The organism is Sphingomonas sp. PP-CE-1G-424 (genome assembly GCF_004341085.1).
Lineage (GTDB): Bacteria > Pseudomonadota > Alphaproteobacteria > Sphingomonadales > Sphingomonadaceae > Sphingomonas.
Genome location: NZ_SLXW01000002.1, coordinates 540333 through 560183, shown reverse-complemented (window position 1 = coordinate 560183; position 19851 = coordinate 540333). Strand labels below are relative to the sequence as shown.

Below are 19851 nucleotides of genomic sequence, written 5' to 3'. Positions count from 1 at the left end.
CGATGAATCGTCGTACCGGCGACGGTACGCCAACAGTCTGCTAACTAAAGCTTATTAGGGTTCGCTCCGTGAGCATCAAAACCCCTTCACCGTTGCGCGGGATCGCAGTCACGCTTCCCTTGTTGTTAGGTCTGCGCGACGGCTCCGATCCGGTCGAATGGAGCCGAATCCGGACTGCGCAACTGCACGGCGGGCGCAGGATGGCGCTGGTGATGCTCGCGGCGAACGGTATCGCCGCGACGGCCACGGCGCTGCTGGTCGACGACACGTCGCCGCAATGGCAGATCGCCAGCTGGCTCGGCGTGCTGCTGCTCGTCGTCGTCGGCATCGCGGCCCGGCGCCTCAGGGCGCCACAACTTGGCGATAGCCACATCGCGCTGCGCGATGTCCGCAACACCGGCTGGGAAGGCTTGCTGCTGGCGCTGGCATGGTCGACCGTACCCGTGCTGTTCTGTACCCATGCGCCGTCCGGGACGACCGCGGGTCTGGGGCTGACCCTGTGCGCACTAATGACCGGCGCGGCGTTCGCGATGGCGCCGCTGACGCTCGGAACCTTGGTCTTCCTCGGATATCTTGGCAGTGCTGTCACGCTCCAGCTAGCGATGGCAGGCACGATCGCGGCCTCGGTCGGCGTGTTCGTCTTCACCCTGTTGCTGATGCTGGTCTGCGTCAGCCGCGCGCGGACGCTGATGCTGCTCCACGCCAGCGAGATGGCGCTCGACGAGCGCGACGAGACCGTCAGCCTGCTGCTGCGCGAGTTCGAGGAGACCGGCGCCGACTGGCTGTGGGAGACCGATGCCGCACGCCGCATCGTCCGCGCCTCGCCACGTTTCGCGTTCGCGGCGGGCCTCGATCCAGCCAGCATCGACGGCATGCCGTTGCTCCAGCTGCTCGCCGGGCCGACCTGGGAGACCGGTGATTTTGCCACCGGATTGCGCACGCTCGCCGACAAGGTGAAGAAACGCGAGAGTTTTCGCGACCTGCGCCTGCCCGTGCAGATCAAGGGCGAAGACCGCTGGTGGGAGATCGCTGCCTCGCCGCGGTTCGACGACCGCGGCGTGTTCAGCGGGTTCCGCGGGGTCGGCTCCGATATTACCGAACAGCGCAAGTCGGTCGACAAGATCAACCGGATGGCGCGCTTCGACACGCTCACCGGGCTGCCCAACCGGCTGATGGTCAACGAAACACTGATCCGGACGATCGGCGAGGCCGGCCAGTGGGGTGGCCGGTACGCGTTCATGATGCTCGACCTCGACCGGTTCAAGGCGGTCAACGACACGCTTGGCCATCCGTTCGGCGATCGCTTGCTGAGCCGCGTCTCCGAACGGCTGAGCCAGTTGATGACCGACAACGAACTGTGCGGCCGGCTCGGCGGCGACGAGTTCGCGGTCATCGTCCGCGACGCCAGCGATCAGGTCGCGCTCGAATCGCTCGCCCAGCGGATCATCAACTCGCTGTCGCTCCCCTATGAAATGGATGCGCACACGCTCTACATCGGCGCGAGCATCGGTCTCGCGGTCGGTCCGCGCGATGGCCGGACCGCGGAAATGCTCATCCGTTCGGCCGATCTCGCCTTGTACCGCGCCAAGGATGCCGGTCGCGGCGTCTACCGCAGCTACGAACCGGCGCTTCACGTTCAGGCCGAAGAGCGCCGCGTCCTCGAGATCGCGCTGCGCACCGCGGTCGAGAATGGCGAGATGCATCTCGTCTACCAGCCCGTCGTCGACGCCGAAACCGGCGTCCTACTGGGTTTCGAGGCGTTGCTGCGCTGGAACAGCCCGGAATTCGGCATCGTGTCGCCCGACAAGTTCATCCCGCTTGCCGAGGAAACCCGGCTGATCGCCAACATCGGCGCCTGGGTATTGCGCACCGCGTGCGAGGAAGCTGCGCGCTGGCCATCGGTGATCCGGATCGCGGTCAACGTATCGCCCGACCAGCTGCAGAACCCCGGGTTCGTGACGACCGTCACCGGCGCGCTCGCCAGCTCCGGCCTGTCCGCCGAACGGCTCGAGCTCGAAGTGACCGAGAGCGTGTTCATGCATGAAGGGCTGGGCGTCGCCAAGGTCCTCGAGCGCGTCCTCGATCTCGGCGTGCGGCTCAGCCTCGACGATTTCGGGACCGGCTATTCGTCGCTCGGCTATCTCAGCCGGACCCGGTTCTCTTCGATCAAGATCGATCGCAGCTTCGTCCAGGACGCGGCCAAGGGGATGCGCGAGGCGATCGCGATCATCCGTGCGGTCGTCGCGCTGGCCGAGAGCCTCGGCATGGCGACCACCGCCGAGGGCGTCGAGACCGAGGCCGAACATCGGATGGTCCGGCAATTCGGCTGCACCAAGGTTCAGGGCTATTATTTCGGTCGCCCGCTTCCGGTCGAGGAAGCCCGCGCGCTGGCCAACCGCGGTTGGCAAAAGTCGGCGGCCGCCTGATCCGACAGCCGCCATCGACTGCCAACCCCGATACCGACCGTAATCTCCAGCCGCGACTATCGCCGGCGCTCACGCCCACCGAAACTGACCAGGCTCTCGGCGCCATCCGCCGATAGCGCCGACACGCCGACGAACGTGTCGTCGACCGGCACTTGGACCAGCACCGCCTGCGTACCCGTCACGTCGCGGACGTCCGTCCAGCCCTGCGCGTCGTTGCGGCGCCACCGGACGCGGTAGCGTGCGGCGCCCGGCACGGCAGTCCATTTGACCGTCGTATCGCGCGACAAGGCACCCGCGATCGATACGTCTTCAGGCGCCGCCGGCGCGGCGGCAATCTGCGCGATCGTCGCCACGTTGATCGCCGTCACCTTGGCCAGATACGGAAAGTCCATGCCCTCGATCGTGTCGCCATAGACGACACCTTTTTCGGTGCGCAGATCCTGATGCTGGCGATCCCAGTTCTCGGCCGCGACCGAGAACCGTACCGCGGGATAGCCGAGCTTAAGAAACGGTTCGTGATCGCCACCGCGACCGAACCGATCCGGCCGCCGATCGATCATCACGTCGAGCCCGCCCGGAATGCCGCCGGCGATCCCATCGATCGCCTTGGCCAGCGCGCGACTCGGGCCATCGTCCTCGCCGCCCTCCGCACGCCGTCCCTGTTGCGCAACCATGTCTTCCGATGCGCGAATGCCTTCCGAAAACACGCGCACCTTGTCCGCGACCCGGATGCCGCCCTGACCGACCGTGTTGCCGACGATGTCGTTGTTGAGCATCGCCGAGACCTGCCAGCCGCGCGCCTTCGCCGTATCGGCGAGCAGTTCGGCGCCCCACAAGCCCTGTTCTTCGCCCGAGAACACCGCGTAGACGATCGTCGCGTCGAACTGACGTTGCGACAGCAACCGCGCAGCCTCGAGGACCAGCGCCACGCCCGAGGCATTGTCGTTCGCGCCCGGCGCATCGGAGGTCGCATTCATGACATCGGTCACGCGGCTGTCGATATGTGCGCCGACGATCACCACCCGGTTCGGATCGCGGCCCTTCTGGATCCCCAGGACGTCTTCTACCACCACGCCGGTCGGTGCCCGCGGACCGGTGAAACGTCGCGAAATCCGGTCGACCGTGATGCACCCGCCGCACGATGCACCGATCTCCGTAAAGCGGCGCGCTGCCCAGGTCCGGGCGGCGCCGATACCGCGTTTGGGGTCGGTCGTTATCGACGCTGTATGGCGTGTGCCGAAATCGACCATCGTTGCGACGTCCGCCTTCAATCGGGTCGCAGAGGGCTTCGCCGAGGTCGGGGATTGGGTCGCAGGTGGGGGCGCGAGCGGGGCGGCGGCTGCGAGAAGCAGTGGAACGATAAGGGTCGACATGGAATGATCGTGCCCGGATCGCAGGCACGCCTCAAGTGTTTAATATCGCCGAGACGAACCAACTGAAACTGGAATTCAGCTGAAGATCACTTTCGGCGGAATTGATAAATCGCACGAACATGATTCAGATTTGATACTTTTTAATCAAATGCGTAGAGGTACTTATCGAAATCCGGGACCGATAGTGATTATAGGCCATTCAATCTCGAATATGGACGGTATCATACAAGCCATCGATGAACCGGTGGCTCGTGTGCTGAAACGTACGCGCACAGAGCTGATCGGCATGTCGTATACGTCAATCACGCACCCTGAGGATATCGCTCGCAACGTATCGCAGGTCCAGGCTCTTCGTCCGAATGGTCAGTCGCAATCGATCCGCAAGCGATATCTTGGCGGCGATGGCAGTATCATCACGCTCACTGTCCAGGTTTTGCGTATCGGCAGCGACGAGAGCGGCCATCTCGTCGGTACGATGTCGGCCGCCGCCCCACTCGGCTCGATGATTGCAGGTCCGCGTCACGACGACCGCCTGCCACATAGTCTTTGGCGCCGCGCAAAGGATCTGCTCGCGGTCATGCAGGCACGCGATAAGACGCTGGGCGGCGATCTGTTCGCCGATCATGCCTGGGCACTGCTGTTGAGCATCTATGTGGCGGAGGCCGAGAGCCGGATCGCCACGGTCGACTCGGTCGCCAGCCAGCTCGGTCTGAATCGCGCGACCTTGGATCGCTGGATTCGTGTGCTGGAGGCCAAATCGCTGGTCGATCCGCCCGATAGCATGCGCGAAGCACTCCAGCTGACCCGCTCCGGCATCGACGATGTCGAACGGCTTTTGTCGACCCGATCGCTGGTGGACGTCAGCTAAGACGATCGATCGCCTCGCGCGTCAGCGACCCGGGGATGATCATGACGGGGACCGGCAGCGCACCCGCGTCGGTTCCCGCGAAATGCGCGATCAGTTCGCCCGGCGCGCCGATCGCGGCCGCGCCCAGCACCAGTGCAGCGATCTCCGGGTTCGCCGCGATCATCTCGCGGATGATCTTGGGCGCTTCGCCTTCGCGGACCGTGATCGACGGACGCAGACCGGATTCCTCCAGCAACGTGCCCGCGGCGCCGGCGACCAACCCCTCGGCGTGCAACCGCGCTTCCTCCTCGATCGTCGCCTGGACGCCGCCGAACGCAATGAACTCCTGCGGCGGGATCACGGTGAGGATCTCGACGCCGCCGCCGGTCTTTACCGCGCGCCGGGCCGCGAACCGCAGCGCGATGCCAGCTTCCGGACTATCGTCGATAACCACCAGATAAATGCGCATTTTAGCCCCCGTTATTGCCGGTAATTGGGCCGAGGCGGGTCGATACGCAAGTGCGCCGGGGTTGACCCGAGCGGACGAGGGCGCGAGTAGGCATGCCGTTACGTCACGCCCTGGGGAAATCCATGTCGATCGAGATCAAGATGCCTGCGCTGTCCCCGACCATGGAGGAGGGTACCCTCGCCAAATGGTTGATCAAGGAGGGCGACGTCGTGAAATCCGGCGACCTGATGGCCGAGATCGAGACCGACAAGGCGACGATGGAATTCGAAGCCGTCGACGAAGGCACCGTGGTCAAGATCCTCGTCGCCGAGGGTACCGACAACGTGAAGGTCGGCACCGTCATCGCGATCATCGCCGAAGAGGGTGAGGACGCGTCGTCGGTTTCGTCTGCACCCACCAAGAGCGAGACGCCCGCGCCCGCCGCGAAGGAATCGGAAGCCCAGCCCGATCCGAAGGATCCCAACGACACCGGCAGCGAGGCCAAGCCGGTCGAGCGCACCGAGGCGTCGGCCGAGGACCATGGTCGTCCCGACGATGCCGGTGCGGCCAAGCCCGCCGCCAGCGGTGACCGCGTCAAGGCGAGCCCGCTCGCGCGCCGTCTCGCCGCCGACAAGGGTATCGATCTCGGCGCCGTGTCGGGTTCGGGACCGAAGGGTCGCATCGTCAAGGCCGACGTCGACAGCGCCAAGCCGGGTGCCGCCCCCGCTGCTGCGAAGACCGAAGCTGCTGCGCCGACTGCCGCTGCAGCCCCCGCGCCTGCCGCAAAGCCAGCTACCGTGCCGGACATCCCGCACGAGGCGACCAAGCTCAGCAACGTGCGCAAGACGATTGCACGTCGCCTGACCGAGTCGAAGCAGACCGTCCCGCACATCTACCTGACCGTGAACATCCGCCTCGACGCGCTGCTCAAGCTGCGTGGCGAGCTGAACAAGAGTCTCGAATCGCGCGGCGTGAAGCTGTCGGTCAACGACCTGCTGATCAAGGCGCAGGCCGTCGCGCTCATGCAGGTCCCGACCTGCAACGTGATGTTCACGCCCGACCAGCTCATCACCTTCCAGCGCGCCGACATCTCGGTCGCGGTGAGCACGCCGTCGGGGCTGATCACGCCGATCATCGTCGGGGCGGATACCGCCTCGCTGTCGTCGATCTCGACGCAGATGAAGGACCTCGCGGCACGGGCTCGCGACGGCAAGCTGAAGCCCGAAGAATATCAGGGCGGTACCGCCTCGATCAGCAACATGGGCATGTTCGGCATCACGCAGTTCGATGCGGTCATCAACCCGCCGCAGGCGATGATCCTCGCGGTCGGCGCGGGCGAGAAGCGTCCGTACGTCGTCGGCGACGAACTGACCGTGGCGACCGTCATGTCGGCGACCGGCAGCTTCGATCACCGCGCGATCGACGGTGCCGACGGCGCGCAGTTCATGAAGGCGTTCAAGCATCTGGTTGAGAACCCGCTGGGCATGCTCGCCTGAGATGGGCCTGGTGTCGTCGTTCAGGTCGCTTTCGGGCACCACCATCGAGATCCTGCATATCGTCGCGGGGCTCGTGGCGGCTGTGGCGATGACCTGGGCGGCGGCGTGGTCCTATCCGTTGGGATGGGACGTCATCTGGTGGTGCGGGGCGGCGGCGATGGTTGCTACCGTGGCGATGGGTCTGCGGCCGCTGCGCCGTGCCCAGCGCCAGGATCGCCTTGCACGTGAGAAAACAGCATGACCGAATTACCGCCTGAAAACGCTCCGACGATCCGCGTTACTGCGATGCCCGCCGACGCCAACCCGTATGGCGACATCTTCGGCGGCTGGCTGATGGGGCAGATGGATCTAGCCGCCGGCTCGGTCGCCTCGCGCCGCAGCGGCGGCCGTGCGGTCACGATCGCGGCGGACGCGATGAAATTCCACATGCCCGTCGTCGTCGGCGACGAGGTGTCGGTCTACGCGCATCTGATCGCGGTCGGCCGCACCTCGATGACGATCGAAGTCGAGGCGTGGCGCCGCGCGCGCCACAGCAACGACAGCTGCAAGGTCACTCAGGCGCGCTTCATCTTCGTGGCGGTCGGCGACGACCGCAAACCGCGGCCCGTGCCGCCCGAAACCAACTGAATCGAAGGACTTACCGTGGCTGATACCTATGATCTCGTCATCCTCGGCTCGGGCCCCGGCGGCTACGTCGCCGCGATCCGTGCGTCGCAACTCGGCCTGAAGGTCGCGATCGTCGAGCGCGAGCGGCTGGGCGGCATCTGCCTCAACTGGGGCTGCATCCCGACCAAGGCGCTGCTCCGCACGTCGGAAATCTATCACTACATGCAGAACGCCGAGAGCTACGGGCTCAAGGCGGACAATGTCGGCTTCGACCTCGCCAAGATCGTCGATCGTTCGCGGAAAGTTGCGGGTCAGCTGAACGCGGGCGTCAAAGGCCTGATGAAGAAGAACAAGGTGACCGTCGTCGAAGGCGTCGGCACCGTCACGGCCAAGGGCAAGCTCAGCGTCAAGCAGGGCGACAAGACCGTCGAGCTCGAAGCCAAGAACATCATCGTCGCGACCGGCGCCCGCGCGCGCGACCTGCCGTTCGCCAAGGCCGACGGCGAGCGGATCTGGACCTATCGCCACGCGATGGTCCCGACCGAGATGCCGACCAAGCTGCTGGTCATCGGCTCGGGCGCGATCGGCGTCGAGTTCGCCAGCTTCTACAACGACATGGGCGCCGACGTGACGATCGTCGAGATGCTCCCGCGGATCCTTCCCGTCGAGGACGAGGAAGTCTCCGCGTTCATGGACAAGGCGCTGACCAAGCAGGGCATCAAGCTGCTGACCCAGACCGGTCTCGAAGGGCTGACCCCTTCGGCGAACGGCGTCACGGCGAAGATCAAGGCGAAGGACGGCAAGGTTTCGCAAGAGACCTTCAGCCACGCGATCATCGCGATCGGCATCGTCCCCAACACCGAGAATATCGGGCTCGAGGCTTTGGGCATCGAGACCGACCGCGGCCACATCAAGACCGACGGTTACGGCCGCACCAACGTCGACGGCATCTGGGCGATCGGCGACGTCACCGGCGCGCCGTGGCTGGCGCACAAGGCGAGCCATGAGGGCATCATCGCGGTCGAGAAGATCGCCGGCGGCTCGCCGCACCAGATGGATAAGGCCAACATCCCCGGCTGCACCTATTCGCGCCCGCAGGTGGCGAGCGTAGGCATGACCGAGGCGAAGGCGAAGGAAGCCGGCTACGAGCTGAAGGTCGGCAAATTCCCCTTCATCGGCAACGGCAAGGCGATTGCGCTCGGTGAGGCGGAAGGCTTCGTGAAGACGGTGTTCGACGCCAAGACCGGCGAACTGCTCGGCGCGCACATGGTCGGCGCGGAAGTCACCGAGCTGATCCAGGGCTATGTCGTCGCGCGCCAGCTTGAGACGACCGAAGCCGAGCTGATGGAGACGGTGTTCGCGCATCCGACGTTGTCCGAGATGATGCATGAGAGCGTTCTCGCCGCGTACGGCCGGGCGATCCACTACTGAGCAACCGATCCTCCCCCCGCAAGGGGGAGGTGACGCCGAAGACGTCGGAGCGGGAGGACACGGAACCGAGGTCCTTCCTTTCCGCCCCCTCCGTCTGGCAAGCGCCAGCCACTCTATAGCGGGGGAGGACTTGAGGTTGGTACTCCTTCTCCGTCATCCTGACGAAAGTCAGGACCCAGGGTACCGCCCGCGGCGCTTTATCGCTCTGGATCCTGACTTTCGTCAGGATGACGGAGGCGAGTGGGGCGGCATTGTTCTTGTCAGGCACGAAGTCGAGACCAGTCTGATATCCGGCCGACGACCGATCCGAGCGAACCATCCCGTTTCGGCCCTATCTCTCTTGACCCTCGTGCGCGACGCGTCAAAGGGTCGCGCCGGCCACGACGTCCTGCTTTCAGGATTTCGCGGCGCATAAGCCACCGGTGCGGGAACCGCGAATGTCGATCGAACCAGACTCCCGCCTCACGCACCGCCACATCACGATAACGGCGGTCGCACTATGCATCGCCTCGCTCGCGCTCTTCTGGCCGGGCACCGCGATGTACGACACCGTCACGCAATATCAGCAGGTCCTGTCGGGCGTGTACGACGATTGGCACCCACCGGCGATGGCGCGAGTCTGGGCGCTGCTTGCGCCGCTCGGGCCCGGCGCGACGCCGATGCTGGTCCTGCAACTCGTCACCTATTGGCTCGGGCTCGGTTTGATCGCCGCCGCGCTAGCCCGGATCGGTCGCGCCCGCGGCGCCGCCGCGATCCTCGCGATCGGGCTGCTCCCGCCCTTTCTCGGCTGGCAAGGCGTGGTGCTCAAGGATGCGCAACTCGCTGGCGCGCTTCTCGCCGCAGTCGGAATCATAGGCTGGTGGCGACTCGTGCAGCGCCCGCTGCCCCGCGCGATGTATATCCCGGTCGCACTGCTGCTCGCCTACGCCGTGCTGGTCCGCGCCAACGCTGTGTTCATCGTCGTTCCGCTGATCGTGACGCTCGCCCCGCGCCCGGCACACCCCCTCGCCAAGCTCGTCGCCGGTCTCGTCGCGGTGGTCGCCGTGCTCGGCGTCGCGCCGATCGTGAACCATCAACTGCTCCGCGCGCAACCCAGTGGAGTCGAGGCGACCCAAGCGCTTTACGACATCGCGGGGATCGCCGCGCGTACACCGGACGGCAACACCATCGGCCTTACCCGGCAAGAGACAGCAACCGTGATCCAGCGGCGGTGCGCGAAGCCGTTCTTCTGGGATCCGCTCGGCGACGATGCGCATTGCGGAACGACAATGGCACGGCTGCGCGCGCTGCCAACCGCGACGCTGTACGTCACGCTCGCGTCAGCAGCGCTGCATCATCCGATCGCCTATGCCGGGCACCGCTTCGCGCATCTGAACTCGACCGACCGGTGGCTGGTCCCGTTCCACTGGCCGAGCGCGGCGCCGCCCGTCGCGTCGGAGCCGAACACGATCGGGCTCGCCAACCCAAGTGCAGGAGCCCGCGCGTGGGAGGTGCTGACCGCGATGATCGTCGAGACCCCGCTTGGCTGGCCGATCGCCTGGATCGTCGTCGCGATCACCGCGCTTGCCGCAAGCCTGTCACGCCCGCGCGATCCTGTTCGCGAACTTGCCACCGCGTTGCTGGTATCCGCCCTCGCGCTGGAGGTCAGCTTCGCGGTGCTGAGCATCGCGTCCGACCTGCGCTATCACCTGTGGCCGATGATCGCGACGGCAGTCTCCGTTGTCCTGCTCGCCGATCGCGCACCGCCGCGGCGGGTCCTGATGATCGGCGCAACCGCGCTGACGATCGTGATTTGCAGCGGGCTGGCAGCGCGCATGACGCTACCCCTCCCGCCCCAGTCCTATGCAGGCATGCTGGGGTAAGCCGCCGGCAGCGCCCCTAGCGCCGGCGTAGCTTGCGCCGCGGATAGGGCACCGTCTCGTAATATTCGGTGGTCGTCGTTGTCGTCGTCACCGGGACGGACTGAACGACCACCGTCGTCGAGCCTGCCGGATAGGCCGGGCCGCTGGTGGTCGTGACCGTGGTGGCGCCATCGCGCGAAACCCAGGTTTCGCCCGGCGCGCTCGCGTAGGTACGCGGCGGCTGATAGCCGGCGCCATAGGGCGCCGCGTAGTCGTCCGCATACGGCGCGGGCGGCGGATAGCCTGCGCCGTATCCCGCACGGAGTGGTGGCGGCGTGCCACGGCCACGATCCTCGGCCTTGTCGATCGCGTAACCCGCCGCTGCGCCGACGCCGGCACCGATCAGCGTACCGCCGAGACGGTTGCCACGTCCGGCGATGACGTTGCCCGCGACGCCACCGGCTACGGCACCGATCGCGGCACCGCCCAGACCCGTGTCGCGCCGACCGTAGCGACCATCGTCCGACCGCGGCGTGCGACCATCATCATAAGGCGGCGCATACCCGCGTTCGCTCGGCCCGGCGTACACCGTGTCGTTTGCCGCATAGTCTCGCGGACTTATCGTCACCGAACTGCTCGAATCATAGCGGTCCCAATCGACGTCGCCGACGGTGTCGTAAACCGATCCTCGCGGGTCGATCAGGACGGCGTCGTCGTAGTAGCGCGCCCAGTTATACCCCTGCGGCGGTTGGGGAAGACCGTAGGTCGACCAGTCGCCCACGTAGAAGCGCGGCGCATTCCAATAGCCGGGCACCGCCCAGCCGCGATGCGGGCGGCGGTAGCCGGTCCAGCCGCCCGGCGCGTTCGCACCTGCCCACCAGCGACCGCCGATCTTGCTGCCCCAACGCGGCTGGCGGTGCGGTCCCGCCTGTCGCGACGCGGTCTGCCCGATGGAAGGATTGGGGGCGGGAGGATTGGCGGCGATCGGACCGGGCCGGCGGGGATTTGCCATCGGTGCCTGCATCGTCGCGCCCGGCATGCCGTAGCTGGCGCCGGGCCGCTGCTGCGCGTGCGCCGCGCCGCCGCCGACCAAGGCGAGCCCTGCGCTCGCGAGAATAAGGCTCCGCATGTTCATCTCCCTGGTTCCGCCACCCTATCCCGCGCAAACGCCGGATGTCTTGAGTGGTTGCTTACCAAAGCCGGGAGCGAGTCACCAGCAAGCGTACCGTCCCGAAACGGAGCAGCGCCTAGAGCCGCTGGCTCAACAATGCGGCGAGCGCCTCGCACCCTGCCGCATCCTCAGCGTCGAACCGCGCCGGCTCCGGGCTGTCGAGATCGAGCACGGCGATCAGCGTGCCGTCCTTGATCACCGGTACCACCAGCTCCGACCGGCTTGCCGCGTCGCAGGCGATGTGTCCTGGGAATGCGTGCACGTCCTCGACCAACTGCGTGGTCAGCGTCGCGGCGGCGGCCCCGCATACGCCCTTGCCGACCGGGATGCGAATGCACGCAACCTTGCCCTGGAATGGCCCGAGGACGAGTTCGCTACCCTCCGCTTCGGGCACCAGCCGGTAGAAGCCTGCCCAATTGAGATCGGGCAGATATTCCCACACCAGCGCCGCCGCATTGGCCATGTTGGCGATCGGATCGGCCTCGTCCGCCGTCAGCGCGTCTAGCGCGGCGAGCAGGTCGCGGTAGAGGTCGGCCTTAGTGCCTGCGGAGATATCGAACTGGTACATGTGATCTTCCTTGATCGGCGGCGGCGATAGGCCGGAAGTTCCATCCGTCATCCTAGCGCACACTGAGGGCTGCCATATTGGCTTCGAAAGCCCATTCCTCAAGCATACCCCAGCTTTCGCCGGGGTGCCGGAGGGGGCTTACGACGTGCAACCTCGCAAAACCAAACTTAGGCGGGAGCCCAGGGTCGCGAGCGCGACCGTTTGAAATACTGGACCCTAGCCTGTGCGGGGGAACGGTAGGGAGGCGCTCTAGGGATCAGGTTTTTGCCGGGCCCGCCCGGGGTTCGCTGGAAGAGAGCGTGCTTGAGCCACCCGATCACACCTGCTCAATCGTCGCGCACCTTGCCCCGGCCCGCCTTCACGCCGCTCCGCACCTTCTTCGTATCGACCCGCCGAGCCTTTGCCGCCTTGGACGGCTTGGTCGCGCGGCGTGCTTTCGGGACGATCGTCGCCTCCTTGATCAGCGCGACGAGACGCTCACGGACTTCCTGGCGGTTGAGCAGTTGCGAGCGCGAGCCCTCGCTACGCAACACCAGCACGCCGTCGCGCGTCAGGCGCGATCCGGCCAGCACGGCGATACGGTTCTTAACTGCCAGCGGAAGGCCGGGCGAGAGGCCGACGTCGAACCGCAGGATCACCGCGCTGTCGGTGGTGTTGACGTGCTGACCGCCGGGACCGCCCGAGCGCGCGGTGCTCTCGATCAGTTCACTATCGTCGATCGAGATCGATCGGGTGATCGGGATCGCGACCATCAGCCCCTGCCCTCAGCCCGCTCAGTCGTCGGTGGAGTCGGGCGTCGTAACTTCAGCAACCGGAGCGACGGCAACCGGAGCAGCCTCGTCGGCGAACCCGGCCTTGGCGAAGCGCTCGGGCAACGGCGCTTCGGCGAGCACGTCGGGCTTGCCCGGGCGCGGGACTATCAGGCGTTGCGCGTGGAGCATCATGCCGAGGCCGTCCGCCTTGCCGTAGACGCCATCGCCGACAACCGGCGCGCCGAGGCCACTCGCGGCGTGGACGCGGATCTGATGCGTGCGGCCCGTCTCGGGGAGGAACTCGACCAGCGAGCGTCCGTCCCTGATCTCGAGCACGCGCCACTTGGTGCGCGACTTCTTGCCGTTAGGGTCCTCCACCATCCGCCAGCCGGTTTCGGCGGTGCTGACCTTGCCGAGGGGCATTTCGATTAGGCCCGATTCACCGTCAACCTCACCGTCGAGGAGGGCGACGTAGCGTTTCGAGACGAGGCCCTGCTCGAACGCCTGCTGCAACCGGGCATGCGCCTTCGGATTGCGCGACAAAAGCAGGCAGCCACTCGTGTCGCGGTCGAGCCGGTGCACCGCCTTCGGCCAGCGCTGGAAGCCGAACTTCAGGCTTTCGAGATGATTTTCGAGGCTCAGCGAGCCATCGCGGGGCGGATCGACCGGCAGCCCTGCGGGCTTGTCGATCACCAGGGCCTCGCCGTCGAGGAAGAGTACGCGTTCACCATGCATGGCGCCGCCCTTGCCATCATTAGCGTCTGCGTGCCAGAGCCCGCGTCGATGTTGCACCGCACGCTCGCCCTCGCGCTCCTCTTCGCCCCGACCGTCGCGGAGGCCCAATTGTGCGAAGGCCAGAGCGCGGCGATCGCGCCCGATGGTCGCGCGTTCGGGCATCTGCCGTATGGTGACGCCGCCGAAACCGAACTGGTCACGCTGCCGTCCGAATATTCGGTGGGCAATCCGTGCGTCGTACGCGCGGATATCCTGCCCGATCTGTTGCGGCTGTTCGCAGCCGCGCAGGGCGATCCTTCCGTGATGGGCCAGCTCCGCGCGCTCTCGTGTCAACGGTCGATCGCGCGCCAGCGCAGCGTGTTCTGCCGCGGCGAAATCAGCACCGCGGCCGATCGGGCGATCTCGGTCGCGCCGCCTGGGTATAGCGAGCATTCGACCGGCTATGCGCTCGACTTCGCGGTCCGGCCCGCGAACGGGTGTCCCGATGCGGAGGCGTGCATGGCCGCGACGCCCGCCGCGCGCTGGCTGCGGCTGAACGCGCCGCGGTTCGGGTTCGAGCAGAGCTTTCCCGGTAGCAACAAGCAGAACGTGAAATGGGAGCCCTGGCACTGGCGCTGGGTTGGCACGAGCGGCAGTGCGCCCGGGGCGGCGAAGGCGCGGTTCGTGTTCGCGCGGGCCCGGCGGTTGTATCCGGCGGATCCCGCGGTGCTGCCGCTGGTGGTGAAGGTGTCGGCGCAACCGCCGGTGCCGGTGGCTCCGGTCGTGGTGGTGCCGTCGAAGAAGAAGCGGCGGTAGAACAAAGACTGGTTTGATCGGGGCTATGTGCCTCTGAGAGCAGTACCACCCCGGCGGAGGCCGGGGCCCAGTTGGGGAACGTTGCTGACGACGGGCAGCGCTTCGTTACTGCCACCTTTCCAACTGGGCCCCGGCCTTCGCCGGGGTGGTAGTTTTTTTGGAGGGGCACCTGTGAGTGACGCGCCCATTGGATGCCCCACTCTACCCAATCAGTGCAGCACCAGTCCGCCCGTACGCACGACACCGTCCTGTAACGCGTGATCGTACAGCAATTCGGTCTCCAGCTTCACCTGGAGCGACAGCCGGTCGAGCATCGACTCGGCCTGCACGCCGAACGCAGCCCAGTCGTCGGGGGAAATCGTCGGCAGCCAGTGGCCGATAAACGCCTTCCAGTCCGAGCGGAGGATGTCGAGGTCCTCCTCCATCATCGCGATCGTATCGGCCGAGCAGCGCGCTTCCATCGCCACGACGGTCCGATCGATGACCTCGTCCTCGACGCCGAGATGATCGGCGACGGTCACTGCCAGCTCGATCAGCTTGCGCGACGCGATTGCGCTTTGCGTATTAGATTCTCGTGATAAATTAACGAGTTCCGAACACTGCCGGGCAATATTCTCGTGATCTTCGATCAACCGAATCCAATTCGCACGGTCCTGATCGGATACTTCTCGCTCTGCGATCTTCGCGTTCATGACGTCGCTACTCCCCTGCGAATGCCAAACGGTAACACTGAATATACGCGTCAAATATTACCAAAGATGCAATAGCGTCAGGCGTTTGACCATAGCTATAGTATTTCCGGCAGTGCGGCCGTGTCGAAACGACCGTGTCGCGACCACCCTTTGACATGACGCCGCGGCGCGCCTATATCCGCATCTCACCACAGCATCCGGGAAATGACATGCCGTCGCGCAGCGTGTCGATCGTATTGGATACCGAGGTTTCATACGCTGAGAGCCGCCGCACCTGATGCGCGCGGCCTTTTTGCGTGAACGTGCGTCCCGCTTGGGGGTTCCCAAGCACGAAATTACGACTGATCCGTCAGTTTTTATAGGGCGAAACAAAACCTATGGCTTCCAAGGCGATCGAACACGGCACTGCAAAGCGCCGTATCCGCAAGGTTTTCGGCAACATCCACGAAGTCGTGCAGATGCCGAACCTGATCGAAGTCCAGCGCGAGAGCTACGAGCAGTTCCTGCGCTCCGACAAGTCGATCGGCCACGTCTCGGGTCTCGAGAAGACGCTGCGCAGCGTGTTCCCGATCCAGGATTTCGCCGGCACCGCCTATCTCGATTTCGACGATTACGTCCTTGAGCCGCCGAAGTTCGACGTCGAGGAATGCCGCCAGCGCGGCATCACCTACGCCGCGCCGATGCGCGTCACGCTGCGTCTGACCGCGTTCGAGGTCGATCCCGATACCGAGGCCAAGTCGGTCATCGATATCAAGGAGCAGGACGTGTACATGGGCGACATGCCGCTCATGACCGAGAACGGCACGTTCTTCATCAACGGCACCGAGCGCGTCATCGTCAGCCAGATGCACCGTTCGCCGGGCGTCCTGTTCGATCACGATCGTGGCAAGACGCACGCATCGGGCAAGTATCTGTTCGCGGCGCGCGTGATCCCGTATCGCGGTTCGTGGCTCGATTTCGAGTTCGACGCGAAGGACATCGTCAACGTCCGCATCGATCGCAAGCGCAAGCTGCCCGTCACGGCGCTGCTCTACGCGCTCGGCATGACATCGGAAGAGATCCTCAACTATTTCTACAACCGCGTGACGTTCGTCCGCGGCCAGGGTGGCTGGATCGTTCCGTTCCAGGTCGAGAACTGGCGCGGCCAGAAGCCGATGTTCGACATCGTCGATGCGAAGACCGGCGAAGTCGTGTTCCCGAACGGCCAGAAGATCAGTCCCCGTGCTGCGAACAAGGCGTTCAAGGACGGCCTGACCGACCTGCTGATCCCGACCGAGGAGATCTTCGGCCGCTATTCGGCATACGACCTGATCGACGAGTCGACCGGTCGCATCTACATCGAAGCCGGTGACGAAGTGACCGCCGAGAACCTCGAACTGCTCGACCAGGCAGGCATCGAGCGTCTCGACCTGCTCGACATCGATCACGTCGCGACGGGTCCGTGGATCCGCAACACGCTCAAGGTCGACAAGGCCGAGGAGCGCGAGCAGGCGCTGTCCGACATCTACCGCGTGATGCGCCCCGGCGAGCCGCCGACGCTGGAGACTGCAGAGGCATTGTTCTCGGGCCTGTTCTTCGATCCGGATCGCTACGACCTGTCGGCCGTCGGCCGCGTGAAGCTCAACATGCGCCTCGACCTCGACGTTGAGGACACCGTGACGACGCTGCGCACCGAGGACATTCTCGAGGTCATCAAGACGCTCGTGAACCTCAAGGACGGCAAGGGCGAAATCGACGATATCGACAACCTCGGTAACCGTCGTGTCCGTTCGGTCGGCGAGTTGCTCGAGAACCAGTACCGCGTCGGCCTGCTCCGCATGGAGCGTGCCGTTAAGGAGCGCATGTCGTCGGTCGACGTCTCGACGGTCATGCCGAACGACCTGATCAACGCGAAGCCTGCGGTTGCCGCGGTCCGCGAATTCTTCGGCTCGTCGCAGCTGTCGCAGTTCATGGATCAGACCAATCCACTGTCGGAAGTCACCCACAAGCGTCGCGTGTCGGCACTTGGACCAGGTGGTCTGACGCGTGAGCGCGCTGGCTTCGAAGTCCGCGACGTTCATCCGACGCACTATGGCCGCATCTGCCCGATCGAGACGCCGGAAGGCCCGAACATCGGTCTGATCAACTCGCTCGCGAGCTTCTCGCGGGTGAACAAGTACGGCTTCATCGAGACTCCGTACCGCAAGGTCGTCGACCACAAGGTCACCGACGACGTCGTGTACCTGTCGGCAATGGAAGAGGCCAAGCACACGATCGCGCAGGCCAACGCCGAGCTCGATTCGTCGAACGGCTTCGTCGAGGAGCTGGTGTCGTCGCGTCAGGCTGGCGAATTCCTGATGGCGCTGCCCGACAACATCACGTTGATGGACGTCAGCCCCAAGCAGCTCGTCTCGGTCGCCGCATCGCTCATTCCGTTCCTGGAAAACGATGACGCCAACCGTGCGCTGATGGGCTCGAACATGCAGCGTCAGGCCGTGCCGCTCGTCCAGGCCGAGGCGCCGTTCGTCGGCACCGGCATGGAAGAGACCGTGGCACGTGACTCTGGCGCCGCGATCTCGGCAAAGCGTGCGGGCATCGTCGACCAGGTCGACGCGGCGCGTATCGTGATCCGGGCAACCGGCGAGATCGATGCCGGCAAGTCGGGCGTCGACATCTACACGCTGATGAAGTTCCAGCGTTCGAACCAGTCGACCTGCATCAACCAGCGTCCGCTGGTGAAGGTGGGCGATGCGGTTCGTGCCGGCGACGTGCTCGCCGACGGCCCGTCGACCGAGTTCGGCGAGCTGGCGCTGGGTCGCAACAGCCTCGTCGCGTTCATGCCGTGGAACGGCTACAACTACGAGGATTCGATCCTGATCTCCGAGCGGATCGTTAAGGACGACGTGTTCACGTCGATCCATATCGACGAGTTCGAGGTGATGGCTCGCGACACGAAGCTTGGGCCAGAGGACATCACGCGCGACATCCCGAACGTCGGCGAGGAAGCGCTTCGCAACCTCGACGAAGCGGGCATCGTCTACATCGGTGCAGAGGTCGAGCCGGGCGATATTCTCGCCGGCAAGATCACGCCGAAGGGTGAATCGCCGATGACGCCGGAGGAGAAGCTTCTCCGTGCGATCTTCGGCGAGAAGGCCAGCGACGTGCGCGATACGTCGCTTCGCCTGCCGCCGGGCGTGTCGGGTACGGTCGTCGACGTTCGCGTCTTCAACCGTCACGGCATCGACAAGGACGAGCGCGCGATGGCGATCGAGCGCGAGGAGATCGAGCGCCTGAAGAAGGATTCGGACGACGAGCGTTCGATCCTGAACCGTGCGACCTGGTCGCGTCTTCGCGAGATGCTGCTCGACCAGACCGCCACCTCGGCGCCGAAGGGCGTCAAGAAGGGCGTCGTGATCGACATGGATCTGCTCGACAGCGTCGACCGCCACGAGTGGTGGAAGTTCGCGGTCGCCGACGACAAGGTCCAGAGCGATCTGGAAGCGGTCAAGATCCAGTATGACGATGCGGCCAAGCTGATCACGGACAAGTTCCACGATCGCCGCGAGAAGCTGGAGCGTGGTGACGAGCTGTCGCCGGGCGTGCTGAAGATGGTCAAGGTGTTCGTCGCGGTGAAGCGCAAGCTGCAGCCGGGCGACAAGATGGCCGGCCGTCACGGCAACAAGGGCGTCATAAGCCGCATCCTGCCGGCGGAGGACATGCCGTTCCTCGCCGACGGTACGCCGGTCGATATCGTGCTCAACCCGCTGGGCGTGCCGTCGCGCATGAACGTCGGGCAGATCTTCGAGACGCATCTGGGCTGGGCCGCACGTGGCCTGGGCCAGTCGATCACCGCGGCTCTCGAGACGTGGCGTGAAGAGAATCCGGACGCCAAGCCGGGTGCGATGCCGGAGGCAGTCCGCGATCGCCTCAAGACGGTGTACGGCGAACAGTATCACGCCGAGATCGATGCCCGCACGGGTGACGAGATCGTCGAGCTGGCCAAGAACCTGAAGGGCGGCGTGCCGATGGCGACGCCGGTGTTCGATGGTGCCCGCGAAGCCGATGTCTCGGCGATGCTGGCGCTGGCGGGCCTCGACACGTCGGGTCAGTCGGACCTGTTCGACGGCCGCACCGGCGATCAGTTCGATCGCAAGGTGACGGTGGGCTACATCTACATGCTGAAGCTCCACCATCTGGTCGACGACAAGATCCACGCACGGTCGATCGGGCCGTACAGCCTCGTCACTCAGCAGCCGCTGGGTGGTAAGGCGCAGTTCGGTGGGCAGCGCTTCGGCGAGATGGAGGTCTGGGCACTCCAGGCCTACGGCGCGGCGTACACCTTGCAGGAAATGCTGACGGTAAAGTCCGATGACGTCGTCGGCCGCACCAAGGTCTACGAGGCGATCGTCAAGGGCGACGACACGTTCGAGGCCGGCATTCCGGAGAGCTTCAACGTGCTCGTCAAGGAAATGCGCTCGCTCGGCCTGAATGTGGACCTGAAGCAGTCGGAGCCCGGCTTCGACAGCGACGGTATCCAGATCGCGGCGGAGTAAGCCTCAACTCCTCCCCTCCCGCGACGGGTTCCCATCAAAGTAATACTTTGACGGGGCCCTAGCAGGAGGGGTCGGGGGAGGGCCTGTCCCCGCAGGCGCCACCCCGAGAGGCTACGACATCCCCTCCCCTAGCCCCTC

At 65.3% G+C, this 19851-nt stretch carries 16 protein-coding genes; 9 read left to right on the top strand and 7 right to left on the bottom strand.

Annotation, left to right across the window (positions count from 1 at the left end):
- The first annotated feature begins 68 nt into the window (after window positions 1–68).
- Window positions 69–2426, top strand: a complete 2358-nt coding sequence (locus tag C8J43_RS07650) for an EAL domain-containing protein (protein WP_243645465.1) — start codon at window positions 69–71, stop codon at window positions 2424–2426.
- 56 nt (window positions 2427–2482) lie between these two features.
- Here the strand turns inward: C8J43_RS07650 and C8J43_RS07645 are convergent, their stop codons facing one another.
- On the bottom strand, window positions 2483–3799 hold the full coding sequence (locus C8J43_RS07645) for a M20/M25/M40 family metallo-hydrolase (RefSeq protein WP_133030383.1): 1317 nt from the start codon (window positions 3797–3799) through the stop codon (window positions 2483–2485).
- Window positions 3800–4085: 286 nt separating this feature from the next.
- On the opposite strand from C8J43_RS07645, the gene C8J43_RS07640 reads away from it, so the two are divergent.
- Window positions 4086–4667 carry a hypothetical protein gene (locus tag C8J43_RS07640; RefSeq protein WP_133030382.1) on the top strand — a complete coding sequence of 194 codons (582 nt, stop codon included), beginning with the start codon at window positions 4086–4088 and terminating at the stop codon, window positions 4665–4667.
- Here C8J43_RS07640 and C8J43_RS07635 read toward each other — a convergent pair.
- On the bottom strand, window positions 4660–5115 hold the full coding sequence (locus C8J43_RS07635; RefSeq protein ID WP_056051362.1) for a universal stress protein: 456 nt from the start codon (window positions 5113–5115) through the stop codon (window positions 4660–4662). The genes C8J43_RS07640 and C8J43_RS07635 overlap by 8 nt on opposite strands.
- Before the next feature lie 122 nt (window positions 5116–5237).
- Between C8J43_RS07635 and C8J43_RS07630 the strand changes: the two genes are divergently transcribed.
- The 5 genes from C8J43_RS07630 (at window position 5238) to C8J43_RS07610 (ending at window position 10489) form a co-directional block, all read left to right on the top strand.
- Window positions 5238–6590, top strand: a complete 1353-nt coding sequence (locus tag C8J43_RS07630) for a pyruvate dehydrogenase complex dihydrolipoamide acetyltransferase (protein WP_133030381.1) — start codon at window positions 5238–5240, stop codon at window positions 6588–6590.
- A 10-nt stretch (window positions 6591–6600) separates the two neighbouring features.
- Complete coding sequence (locus C8J43_RS07625; protein WP_243645464.1) at window positions 6601–6831, top strand: hypothetical protein; 231 nt, start codon at window positions 6601–6603, stop codon at window positions 6829–6831.
- On the top strand, window positions 6828–7217 hold the full coding sequence (locus tag C8J43_RS07620; RefSeq protein WP_133030379.1) for an acyl-CoA thioesterase: 390 nt from the start codon (window positions 6828–6830) through the stop codon (window positions 7215–7217). Before C8J43_RS07625 ends, C8J43_RS07620 begins: the two co-directional genes overlap by 4 nt.
- Before the next feature lie 15 nt (window positions 7218–7232).
- Window positions 7233–8627, top strand: a complete 1395-nt coding sequence (lpdA, locus tag C8J43_RS07615; protein WP_133030378.1) for a dihydrolipoyl dehydrogenase — start codon at window positions 7233–7235, stop codon at window positions 8625–8627.
- A 437-nt stretch (window positions 8628–9064) separates the two neighbouring features.
- Window positions 9065–10489, top strand: a complete 1425-nt coding sequence (locus C8J43_RS07610) for a hypothetical protein (protein ID WP_133030377.1) — start codon at window positions 9065–9067, stop codon at window positions 10487–10489.
- A 16-nt stretch (window positions 10490–10505) separates the two neighbouring features.
- Here C8J43_RS07610 and C8J43_RS07605 read toward each other — a convergent pair whose 3' ends face one another.
- From C8J43_RS07605 to C8J43_RS07590, 4 genes are all read right to left on the bottom strand, one after another.
- Window positions 10506–11597, bottom strand: a complete 1092-nt coding sequence (locus C8J43_RS07605; RefSeq protein WP_133030376.1) for an RcnB family protein — start codon at window positions 11595–11597, stop codon at window positions 10506–10508.
- Between the two features lie 118 nt (window positions 11598–11715).
- The gene (locus tag C8J43_RS07600) at window positions 11716–12207 is read right to left on the bottom strand and encodes a GAF domain-containing protein (protein WP_133030375.1); all 492 of its coding nucleotides are present in this window, start codon (window positions 12205–12207) and stop codon (window positions 11716–11718) included.
- Between the two features lie 326 nt (window positions 12208–12533).
- Window positions 12534–12959, bottom strand: coding sequence for an alternative ribosome rescue aminoacyl-tRNA hydrolase ArfB (gene arfB / locus C8J43_RS07595; RefSeq protein WP_133030374.1), 426 nt, complete (start codon window positions 12957–12959; stop codon window positions 12534–12536).
- 21 nt (window positions 12960–12980) lie between these two features.
- The gene (locus tag C8J43_RS07590) at window positions 12981–13694 is read right to left on the bottom strand and encodes an RNA pseudouridine synthase (RefSeq protein ID WP_133030373.1); all 714 of its coding nucleotides are present in this window, start codon (window positions 13692–13694) and stop codon (window positions 12981–12983) included.
- A 30-nt stretch (window positions 13695–13724) separates the two neighbouring features.
- On the opposite strand from C8J43_RS07590, the gene C8J43_RS22295 reads away from it, so the two are divergent.
- The gene (locus C8J43_RS22295) at window positions 13725–14489 is read left to right on the top strand and encodes a M15 family metallopeptidase (protein ID WP_279388825.1); all 765 of its coding nucleotides are present in this window, start codon (window positions 13725–13727) and stop codon (window positions 14487–14489) included.
- 209 nt (window positions 14490–14698) lie between these two features.
- Here C8J43_RS22295 and C8J43_RS07580 read toward each other — a convergent pair whose 3' ends face one another.
- On the bottom strand, window positions 14699–15010 hold the full coding sequence (locus tag C8J43_RS07580) for a hypothetical protein (RefSeq protein WP_133030371.1): 312 nt from the start codon (window positions 15008–15010) through the stop codon (window positions 14699–14701).
- Window positions 15011–15558: 548 nt separating this feature from the next.
- On the opposite strand from C8J43_RS07580, the gene rpoB reads away from it, so the two are divergent.
- Entirely contained in the window at window positions 15559–19713 is a 4155-nt protein-coding gene (gene rpoB, locus C8J43_RS07575; RefSeq protein WP_056051380.1) for a DNA-directed RNA polymerase subunit beta, read from the top strand.
- Window positions 19714–19851: the final 138 nt, after the last annotated feature.

Coding starts and splice junctions, on each gene's coding strand:
- C8J43_RS07645 (WP_133030383.1), bottom strand. CDS start 3,799: ATGTCGACCCTTATCGTTCCACTGCTTCTCGCAGCCGCCGCCCCGCTC.
- C8J43_RS07640 (WP_133030382.1), top strand. CDS start 4,086: ATGTCGTATACGTCAATCACGCACCCTGAGGATATCGCTCGCAACGTA.
- C8J43_RS07635 (WP_056051362.1), bottom strand. CDS start 5,115: ATGCGCATTTATCTGGTGGTTATCGACGATAGTCCGGAAGCTGGCATC.
- C8J43_RS07630 (WP_133030381.1), top strand. CDS start 5,238: ATGTCGATCGAGATCAAGATGCCTGCGCTGTCCCCGACCATGGAGGAG.
- C8J43_RS07620 (WP_133030379.1), top strand. CDS start 6,828: ATGACCGAATTACCGCCTGAAAACGCTCCGACGATCCGCGTTACTGCG.
- C8J43_RS07610 (WP_133030377.1), top strand. CDS start 9,065: ATGTCGATCGAACCAGACTCCCGCCTCACGCACCGCCACATCACGATA.
- C8J43_RS07605 (WP_133030376.1), bottom strand. CDS start 11,597: ATGCGGAGCCTTATTCTCGCGAGCGCAGGGCTCGCCTTGGTCGGCGGC.
- C8J43_RS07600 (WP_133030375.1), bottom strand. CDS start 12,207: ATGTACCAGTTCGATATCTCCGCAGGCACTAAGGCCGACCTCTACCGC.
- arfB (WP_133030374.1), bottom strand. CDS start 12,959: ATGGTCGCGATCCCGATCACCCGATCGATCTCGATCGACGATAGTGAA.
- C8J43_RS07590 (WP_133030373.1), bottom strand. CDS start 13,694: ATGCATGGTGAACGCGTACTCTTCCTCGACGGCGAGGCCCTGGTGATC.
- rpoB (WP_056051380.1), top strand. CDS start 15,559: ATGGCTTCCAAGGCGATCGAACACGGCACTGCAAAGCGCCGTATCCGC.